The following is a 9,099-nucleotide window of genomic DNA, read 5'->3' as shown; positions in this document are numbered from 1 at the left end:
TACTTATCTGACGAATTTGCGTTAGTATTCTCTGGCGTTCTGCTTCGGTAAAATCTTTTTCCTGTAAGTTGTTTTGAACCCGTCCAAGAAAATCCCTTAATTCTTGAAGGCGCGTGTCCTTCATTCCATAGTTAAAAGCTGTTTCATTCCTTGTTGGTAGTCTTTCAAAGCGATTTAGCAGAGCATTAATATTAGCAGCTACATTAGCTAGTACCGTTGCGACATTATCCTGGGGACATTCTTGCTCATTCTCACACACCTGAGCGTTAATAGCTTCGTTGCGTAATTGATTAAAAGGAAGACTATCAATATCTACAAGATTAGCCCGATGTTCATTCAGATTTAATAAAAGTGGGTCAAAGCGACGTACAGGTTTCTTCGCAATTACCTCAATTCGATTTTTAGTAGAAGTTTTTTCCACATTAAATTCAACCCTAGTTTGAGGTTTTTCCCAAGTCATTACTGGTGGAATGCGAATCCCAGATCCTTTCACTTCTACTGAGGTAAAACCATCAGGATCTTCGACAACTACTCTATATAAACCTCCTTCATTGTAAATTGTAGGAATAGGATCGCTGCCATCAAAATAAAACTGAATTGGTTGATGGATTAAATCACCAGAGTGTGAATCAATAACAATATTTCCCTGCTGTAACCCATCTGCTATATCAACTTCATACTGCGGAAGAAATACTAAAGCTCGAAGAATAAAGTCATATTGTGCTGGTATAGTTTTCCCGTTAAGAACCAGGTAAGCATCATTAATATTAGCTACATTTCGGTAGGGCTGAACTATGGGTAAAATGCCATTGGTATGAGTGACATATTCTTTTCCTGAAGAAGCTAGATTATGTGGAGGAAGTTCTTGGGCTATAACACTGGCAGTACCGATAAAAGTTCCAGAAATTAAGCCCAGAGTAATCAAAGATTTAAGGTAACGATAGACTTGATTCATGATATTCAGGCAATTAGTCCTACCTATTGCTGTGACTAATCGAAGAAAGTCCAAAATTCATTCAAAACAACTCTTGATTTTTTCATTTTTAGTAGTAAGGTTTATACTTACCCCACTGATCTAGCTCTTGTACTTGTTCTGTAATTTCAGACTCAAAATTAGTAATGGTTTTAGCAATCGCTTCTGCTTTATCAGTAGGCACTTTAATTTTGAGCAAATATTCCTCAATCACGTCAGGCAGAAATTCTATCTCTGTATTGGAAGAACGTGCCAGATTTGCAAACTTCCAGATAACTCTTTTATGGTCGCCATCTTGAAGTGCTTCGATTGCGTCCCTCAAGTTATCCACTTTTTCTTTTGTCCAGACAACTTTTCCTACCACAAGTCCAGTTGTGAAAGTGAATGATAAAACAGTCCCTAGACCGTAGTGAGAGATAGCAACTTTTGCAGCTAACGCAGTTGCCTTAGCTAAAGCAGCTTTAGTAGCAAGAAACTTACCGGTAGTAATGAGTCCTTTAACTACCAAGCTTTCGATAATGACAAAAATCATCAGAAAAACCTTAGTTTTTGTGTGTTTGCTGTAAGTTTTCAAAATCTATGCTCTCAATCTTTTGCTTCAGACGCACTGACGCAAATCGATATACCAAAAATTCAACTGAGAAAGAGATTGCTATAGAGAACAAGATTTGGGTGCTGATAGGAAGTGAACGGAACAGAAAAAACAAAATTGAGATTTCAATTCCTATTCTCAAGAAAAATGTCAGACTTTGCCATAGTTTTTGCATCGTTAATACCAAGTTTGAATTCTACTTTCTAATAGTTGCCAGCCAAATTAACTGACGCATTTGTCAAAATTCAAAATCTTCTCTGACACTCACATCACCCAAACCAACCTCAACACTGAAGCGTTTTCCCGGTTCTCCCCTAAAAGAATTCAGTTGAATATAATTATCCTGATCTCTCGATTCAACTTCCTGAAGGCTTTTCCCAGCCTTAGATAACAACTTAAGTTGCAAATTAGATGGCAAATATTTTTCTTCACCTGTGGGATGTAACTGAACTTGAACCCGCACTTTTTCCTCAGCTTCAGCATCCTTTGTAACCGTCAATAGCAGTGCCAAGGAGCGATTTCCCAATTGCATTCCTAGATTTATGAGTTTGCCTGCTTTTATTTCTAAGGGACCCCTAAGACCCATCCCTAACTCGGCTTCTGGACTAAGCATCAAGTCTATGGTTTGCCACCCTTCTTGAAATACTCCCTGTAACCATTGGCTTAATTTGACTCTAGTTTCTGTTAAATGCGTTAGTAAATCTTCTTTGTTTTTTTCAGCTACACCTTTAGAAGCAAAAGAAGAAATAATTGCACTGGGTTCTAGGTAATGGGTATAGAACAGAAGATGATTGGGTTCTGCATCAAATTCTGACAGAGGTACTGCATAACAACCGTCTGCTGAAGGGTGGCAATTACTCCTCTGGAGATAATTAGCAAGTTCATCGTAACGCAGAAAGCCTCGAACAATGACATATTGCTGCTCTTCTGAGACCTCAAGTATTACATAGAAATGAGCTACTCTTTCCGGTGAATCAATTGCATCTTGAGACACGCGGACAACTTCATCCAGAAGATGCTCAGTAACCAGCAAATAGATATTGAATCCATCAACCCCCAGATGATAACCATCTCCAATAGAATTGAAATTCCGAACAACTGTGGATTCAGGCTTTCTCTTCCTTAGCCATTTTTCAAAACCAATTAACGCCAGTGCATTCAGATAGCTTTGCCACTGTTGTGCCTCATCCTTCCCTGCTTGGCTAATTTTCTTCGCTTGCTCAACCTGTTCCGGCTCAAGCCAAATCGATTCTGGCTGCAAATATCTTAAATCTGTTAAACCAATTTGGGTATTCATAATCACTTTATTCTTTGTCTAAATCTACATATTGTTGACAGTACAGAAGCAGTTGCTGGGCATATAAACTATTCATCGAACGTTTTCGTCCTGTTCTAATTTCTGCTGTTGCCTTTTGAAAAACTTGTTCATCCGCAAAAGCTTCTATTTGTTCAGCTAAAGTTCTGAGATAATTGGGGGGAGGAGGATTCTCAGTTACTTGCATAGATTGAACCTTATTTAACGTCTTGTCGAGGAGTTGTTGTACCATTAGAGTACGAACACCTCTTAGTAACCCCCCTGGATTCAAGAGCCTCTGTGCTTGGTCGTGACTAGTCATCCCAAACCTAGAAGCAATATCTCTTAAAGATCGTCCCTCAGTATAATAAAGTTGCAGACCAGGAATAAATCTTTCAACTAGAGGACTATACCTTCTACTATTGGCTAATTCTCTGAGACGGTTTTGAATTTCCTGTTCCATTGCCTCAGTTAAAGTCAACCTCAACTGCTCATGCAAAAACTCAAGAAACTCCTGCTCTTCTATATCCGATAGTTCTAAAGAAGATTGGGGTAAATCCGTTCTGATAGTGTAATTTTCCGTCTCAGGGTCATATTTTTCTAAAGGTTCTATATTACTCCAAACGTCATACTGCCTCAGTTGTTTTGCTACCTGTTTGAGTTCTCCCATTAACTGATCCGAGGTATTGATGACAACCTCCCGTTCTTGCAAAAGAGCCAGCATTTCTTGCAATTGTGCTTCATTGGGGTCTGGACATTTTCTTCTTTGCCCCTCCTGGCATCTATCTCGTCGATAAACAGCATGAAAAACTTTTACTAGATAGCGATCGCGCACTGATAAACATTCCAGTTGTCTATGTCTAGCTCGATTTAAAATTGCCCAGTCGCTTAGATGCTGAAGACCAAACTCTGACAAAAATTTTTTCAAGTCTTGATTCTGCCTAGTTTTTAATTCAGCCCAGTTATCTAGGCTCATGCTAGACTCAGAAGGGTGATAAGTTCGCAAAATCTCAACGGTAAACAAGGAGTAATCAGATTCTTTAGTTTGCCCATCTTCATTAAGAATGAGTTTAGTTTTACACTCTCGATCCAAAATAACTAGCTTTTTTCCATCGTCATCAAGAACAAAACGTAATAAATCCTGATAAGTAAAAGATTTTTTTATACCAAACGACCCATCAAGTTTTTTACAGGCTTTAAGGATAGCATGAGAAACATAACATCTTAAACAAAGTCCTGCTTGCGCACGTTCACTATCTGAAACAGTTAAACTAGAAGGATGAAATTTAGAATGTAAAGCCATCTGAATCCTTTTTTGATTCAGAGGAGTTACAGAATTAAATAATAATTCAGCCAGAAAATTTTGAAAGAATTCCTGTGCTTCTGGAACCAAAGAGCATTTGTATTGTTTCCCTTCACTACAAAGACTTATGCAACAAAGAGTCCAGTATCTAGACGAGCAATTCATGCTAATTAGATCGGAATATTGCGTTACATTAATAAATAAATGTTAATAGAATGAGCTGACGCAGTCCTTGAGTTTCTTTAGGTTTGGGCTTATGCTTTTCAAGCACTGTCCTGATATACGTTTGAGATTACCCCTCTTCTGTCACTTTCCGGTTTTTCGTATTCTTAATAATTTCTGAGCACAAGGTATACCAAGCAATACAGTATTTACTCATTTAATTTTGGTAGATTCCATGTTCTCAGGAATTTATATTAATAAAAAAGTCTGCTATCGCCTACTGTATAATAACCCTAGAATTCAGAAATGATAAAAATTTTCGGAGAATGACAGAAGAAGGGTATTTACCTAATTATTCTCATCATAATAAAAAAGAGGGTTAATCACGCAAGACGTAACCGACTCCACGCACGGTTTGAATCAGCCGCTTTTCGTTATTTGCTTCTAGTTTTAAGCGCAGATAGCGAATATAAACTTCAATAATATTGGAATCTCCCATAAAATCATAACCCCAAACAGTTTCCAAAATGCGATCGCGGGTAATAACCTGACGGGGATTAGTGAGTAAATATTCCAGTAAATCAAATTCTTTAGCTGTTAATTCTATGGCGCGATCGCCCCTATAAACTTCCCTAGTAGCCCGGTTTAATTGCAAATCGTCAAATACTAGTATATCTGCATCTGTTTCTTGGGTACGACGCAAATTAGCACGGACTCTTGCTAACAACTCCTCCACGCTGAAGGGCTTAACTACATAGTCATCTGCACCTGCATCTAATCCAGCCACGCGATCGCCAACTTCATCTTTTGCTGTTAGTAAAATAATTGGCACTTGCACCCCGGTACTACGCAGACGGCGACAAATCTCTACACCAGACATCCCCGGTAACATCCAATCTAGGATTAATAAGTCGGGATGGGATTCTCTTGCTGTTGTCAGCCCTGTTAACCCATCATTAGCTATAGTCACTTGGTAGCCTTCGCAAGTCAATTCCAACTCTATAAATCGAGCTAACTTAACTTCATCTTCTACCAGTAAAATTTGTACGGTCATTTCGGTTATCAGTTATCATTTATCAGTTATCAGTTACCCCATCGATAAATCGAGGGGCTTGAAACTCAGAAAAAATTTTTGACTCTCCACGGATAAATCCGGGGGCTTGTATCCAGTCTATTTTTTGGTCATTTGATTTATCAGTTATTAATTATCTGTTTTACCGCAGTCTGATTTCAGGACATGAATAAAAATCACTATTTCTTATTAACTCTGTTTGAACTATAGGGATTATGGTTAAAGATTAGGAAAGAGTTATTTTCACATTTTGAGTCTGGTTCCGTTTATATTGGTATAAATATTTTCCTGGTTATTTATTTTAGTGACTAAATTATACAATACATATGGGCTAATATAGCACTACCCATATACGTTAAGACATTGTTGAAGGCTGAAACCTATAAGCAGTAAACTTATTACTTATTACTTATTATTTATTACTTATTATTTGCGCGTAGTGCTATAAATGCTGATAAGAATTGTTGCATTTTCCCCCTAATAACGGGAAGCCGTGAATTAAACTCATGAGTAATAGTACATACTAAATATAGTAAATACTGATAGTACCAGATGACACAAACAGATTCCCCATCTTTCTCCTCCAGTGATTCACAAAGAGGAAGACGCGCTCTGACAATTTTATCTAACCTTAGTTATCGTACAGATAAATTTAACTATTATCTACGAGAAATAACTTTCAGTATTAGTGAATTATTGCAATTGGATTGGTCTGTAGTTACCTTATATGATCAGGGTTACAAAATCCTAGCTAGTAATATTGAACTAGGAGATGCAGGCAACAAGATTTACTCTCTTCATGGTAGCTTAACTGGTACTGTCGTGGAAACAGGGAAAGTTCTAGCAATCACAGATGCTACAAGCTGTAGTCAATATGGTAGTCCACCCCCAGGTTATCAAGCCTACTTGGGAATTCCTTTATGTACTCCTCAAGGTAAAATAGTGGGAACAATTTGTTGCTTTCACAAACAACCCCGTCTATTTACTTCAGATGAGATTGAAATTGCCGAGTTATTTGCCGAACGGGTAGCAACAGCAATTGATAACTATCAGCTTTATCAACAACAGTTGCAATTTAATCATATCCTGGAAATTGAAGTACAGAAAAGAACAAAAGAATTACAAACTGCTCAAGCTAAACTTGTAGAGAAAGAACGTTTAGCAGCAATTGGTGAATTTTCTGCTTGTATTGTACATGAAATTCGTAACCCCTTAACTACAATTAAAATGGGGTTAAATTCGTTTAAAAAACTGGATTTATCAGCAGTATGGAAAGAAAGATTATCTTTGGCATTCTCAGAATCGGAACGTTTAGAAAGATTGCTAACAGAAATCTTACTTTATGCCAAGCCTCAGACACTAAAGCTAGAAGAGATTAATCTGAATAATTGGATTTCCCAGATATTGCCACCTCTAAGAGAAATGCCAGAAGCTACAGATAAATTCATCGAATTTTCTCTAGGGATGAATGCTGTTATAGTCCAAGTAGATAAAGATAAATTACAGCAAATATTAATTAATATAGTACGCAATGGATTGGAAGCAACATCTGTAGGAAATACTGTGCAATTATTAGTTAGCAATTTAGCGAGAAAAAATCAAATATGTATTCACGTTCATAATAGTGGAGAACCCATTCCTCCAGAGGTTTTACCTCAGCTAACTCAGCCTTTTTTCTCAACAAAAACCTCTGGAACTGGATTGGGACTAGCAATCTGTAAAAGGATTGTGGAGCTTCATGGTGGCGAATTAGAGATTCAATCAAATTCGAGTGAAGGTACTACAGTCACAGTCAAACTCCCCTTGTGTAATCAACAGTAAACCGTAATATCTTCTCCACATTCATCTGCTAAATAGCAGAGAGCCTTAAAGCGCAGAGTGACAACTTCTTCGTACAACGGGTTTAACTTACACATGGGAGGGATGTGAAATAATGTGCGTCCAAATATAACGATATCTTTTTCAAATGGACATTGAGCGGGAATCAGTTTACACAAGGTATGAGCTAATTTAGTATTATGAATTTCGAGGGAATTTAACCATTGACGGATAGGAGATAGAAAATCTCTGTGGTGTTGAATTTGGGAAAAGCTAGTCATAGTTCTTACCTGGGAATATATAAGTGGTAAATTTAATTAAGGCTTAGATAGTGAGTAGGTAAGCCTTTCTACATATAAATTACGTTCAATGGTATTGACTTATGCAGTCATCATTGGTTCCTGAAGTATTTTTTATTTTGAGGAACACCTATAACTACACCAGATGACATTTGTTTTCCGTATAAACTTTGGTGTTTTTTCATTGTCAGTGTTCATGTGACTCGTTCTGTATACTGGTATTATTTTCAATCACTAATAATAATATCCCTGACCTTCTAGAAGGTCAGGGATACAAGTAGTTGACAATAGGGTTTGCCAATAAAACATTAAAGCTAGAAAATAAAACTAATTTTGGCTTTTAGCTTCTATCTAGAAAATGGGGAGTGTGGGGAGTCGGGAGTCGGGAGTCGGGAGTCGGAAGTCGGAGACTAAAAAAAGAAACTGGATACAAGCCTCTCGATTTATCGATGGGTTAACTGATAACTGTTAGTGCAGTTCCTTCGTTAGCGCAGTTCTCCCGGAGGGAGCAGGAGGCTAACTGATAACTGAAATGACTGTAGCGATACTAGCGTACAATAACATCCATTTGATACTTCAGTTCTCCATCACCACTAGTTTGCTGATTGTTGCTTGTTCCAGGAGCATTAAACTCTATACTTACATCTGCATCAGTAGGAGTATAACGAGCTGAAATTTCTACTTGATGTTCTCCCACCGATAGATAAGGAGATAAATTAACATCAACTTTTTTATTACGAATTTGTTTGACAACTTTACCATCAATGCGAATTTCCCCATTTAGCTGATTTCCTGAAGTTTGGATACTCAGAATATGAGGTTTTCCTAAATTGGCTGCATTCAAACCAACAGAACTTTTCTGAAAACTAGATGAACTAGTGGATTGTTGGCTAGAAACAGAGAAATTACTATTCATGTCGCTATTATCATCAGATTGAACAACAGAAGTTTGACTATTTTGACTAGTTTGACTAGTTTGACTACTGTTATTAGATTGAACAACAGAAGTTTGGTTATTCTGACTACTTTGGTTAGTATTGACTAACTCTTCTTCTACACATGCACTTAAGCCAACTAACAGAGCTATACTACACACAATAAACAATGGAGTTTTCATAATATAATAGAAATAATTCAGTCTTATAAACTATGTCTGGGAATAAAAATTAATTTATATATAGATAGGATAATTTTAATTTTCTAAAACTATTTCCCTCCAGCTCATCATATTATTCTCTTTTATAGATAGATTATTAATACTTAATTTATAGTCAGTCACTCATGGACAATATTTTGTCAATAACCAAACATAAAAATACCTATTCCCTCCTGCTTCCTGATTTCTACCCCCTGCTTTTTTCAAGTTAGAATCATCAACAAATGTGAACTTGATTTTTGAAGAAATCTATCTACTATTTATACAATAGCAGCTATAGTAAGATATATAAAATTTAGCAAATAAAATTTTACATATTTATTGCTAATTTGTGATTGCAGTTATAGCACTACGCATATAGGTTAAGACATTGTTGAAGCATCAAACCTATGAACAATACACTTATTACTTATTACTTGCGTGTAGCGAT

General features: G+C 36.9%; 8 protein-coding genes. 1 reads left to right on the top strand and 7 read right to left on the bottom strand.

The annotated features are described in order from the left end of the window. The 5 genes from CALSC_RS06070 to CALSC_RS06050 form a co-directional block, all read right to left on the bottom strand. Positions 1-955, bottom strand: a 955-nt coding sequence (locus CALSC_RS06070) for a hypothetical protein (RefSeq protein WP_143288167.1), incomplete at its 3' end; no start/stop codon positions are given. Between the two features lie 88 nt (positions 956-1,043). Next, complete coding sequence (locus CALSC_RS06065) at positions 1,044-1,547, bottom strand: hypothetical protein (RefSeq protein WP_088240500.1); 504 nt, start codon at positions 1,545-1,547, stop codon at positions 1,044-1,046. Positions 1,548-1,803: 256 nt separating this feature from the next. Then, a complete protein-coding gene (locus tag CALSC_RS06060; protein WP_088240499.1) occupies positions 1,804-2,862 on the bottom strand; it encodes a DUF1822 family protein in 1,059 nt (352 codons plus the stop codon). 7 nt (positions 2,863-2,869) lie between these two features. Continuing rightward, positions 2,870-4,252 (bottom strand): hypothetical protein, encoded by a 1,383-nt coding sequence (locus tag CALSC_RS06055; RefSeq protein ID WP_235006697.1) that lies wholly within the window; start codon positions 4,250-4,252, stop codon positions 2,870-2,872. A gap of 451 nt (positions 4,253-4,703) precedes the next feature. Next, on the bottom strand, positions 4,704-5,378 hold the full coding sequence (locus CALSC_RS06050; RefSeq protein WP_088240497.1) for a response regulator transcription factor: 675 nt from the start codon (positions 5,376-5,378) through the stop codon (positions 4,704-4,706). A 570-nt stretch (positions 5,379-5,948) separates the two neighbouring features. On the opposite strand from CALSC_RS06050, the gene CALSC_RS06045 reads away from it, so the two are divergent. After that, positions 5,949-7,217 (top strand): GAF domain-containing sensor histidine kinase, encoded by a 1,269-nt coding sequence (locus CALSC_RS06045; RefSeq protein ID WP_088240496.1) that lies wholly within the window; start codon positions 5,949-5,951, stop codon positions 7,215-7,217. On the opposite strand, the gene CALSC_RS06040 is transcribed toward CALSC_RS06045, so the two are convergent. Beyond that, positions 7,208-7,495, bottom strand: a complete 288-nt coding sequence (locus tag CALSC_RS06040) for a Mo-dependent nitrogenase C-terminal domain-containing protein (RefSeq protein ID WP_088240495.1) — start codon at positions 7,493-7,495, stop codon at positions 7,208-7,210. The two genes, CALSC_RS06045 and CALSC_RS06040, sit on opposite strands and share 10 nt — an antisense overlap. Before the next feature lie 565 nt (positions 7,496-8,060). Beyond that, positions 8,061-8,630 (bottom strand): hypothetical protein, encoded by a 570-nt coding sequence (locus CALSC_RS06035; RefSeq protein WP_088240494.1) that lies wholly within the window; start codon positions 8,628-8,630, stop codon positions 8,061-8,063. Positions 8,631-9,099: the final 469 nt, after the last annotated feature.

It is taken from the genome of Calothrix rhizosoleniae SC01 (genome assembly GCF_900185595.1).
Lineage (GTDB): Bacteria > Cyanobacteriota > Cyanobacteriia > Cyanobacteriales > Nostocaceae > Calothrix_A > Calothrix_A rhizosoleniae.
The sequence above is the reverse complement of the archived record's forward strand: the minus strand, read 5'-3'. Positions and strand labels throughout refer to the sequence as shown.